Raw genomic sequence first — 858 nt, forward strand, 5'->3', positions numbered from 1 at the left:
CAAACGCCAGAACAAGAGCGGATTAGTTTCTTGGAAAAAAAACTTAAAGACTCAGAACTGGAACTAGAAATACTAAAAAAGGCCATAGGCATCTTTTCCAAGAGCGATCGGTAATATATAGTTTTATCAAGCAACATCAGGGGCTATATTCGATTGAAAAGATGTGTAAAGTTATGGGCGTTGGATCTAGAAGCTATTATGCTTGGCAAAAACGGTCCCAACAGACAAAAAGCAGGAAATGTAGCAATCTGGAGGACAAGATAAAGGCTATTTATTTCGATAAGAAACAACGGTATGGCAGTCCTAGAATAACTGCGGAGCTGTTGGATGATGGAATTAAAGTTTCTAGAAATACAGTCGCTAAGTATATGAAAAATATGGGGCTACGGAGTAAAATAGGCAAGAAATTTAAAGCTACAACCGATTCAAAACACGCACATAAAATAATGGACAATGTATTAGACCGAAATTTCAAAGCTTCAGAGCCTTCAAAAGTCTGGGTATCTGATATTACTTACATCCATACCAAAGAAGGTTTTTTATATCTAACCACCATTCTGGATTTATATGACCGCAAATGTATTGGTTGGAGTATCAGTGATGGGATGAAAACTGAAGAAACTTCATTGGCAGCTTGGAAAATGGCAATTAAGCACCGTAAACTGTCTCCTGGTCTAATTTTTCATTCGGACCGTGGCGTACAATATGCATGTGAAAAATTTAGTAACACGTTAGATTCCTATAAAATCATAACAAGAAGTATGAGTAGAAAAGGTAATTGCTGGGATAATGCAGTAGCAGAAAGCTTCTTCAAAACGCTAAAATCCGAGCAGATTTACGGTAATAAGTTGATTACCA

At 36.8% G+C, this 858-nt stretch carries 1 protein-coding gene; it reads left to right on the plus strand.

The window, feature by feature from the left end:
* Positions 1-125: 125 nt before the first annotated feature.
* Positions 126-858 (plus strand): IS3 family transposase (locus D7322_RS28265; protein ID WP_245971511.1); only part of this gene is annotated, 733 nt, incomplete at its 3' end.

Source organism: Sphingobacterium puteale (genome assembly GCF_003627955.1).
GTDB lineage: Bacteria > Bacteroidota > Bacteroidia > Sphingobacteriales > Sphingobacteriaceae > Sphingobacterium > Sphingobacterium puteale.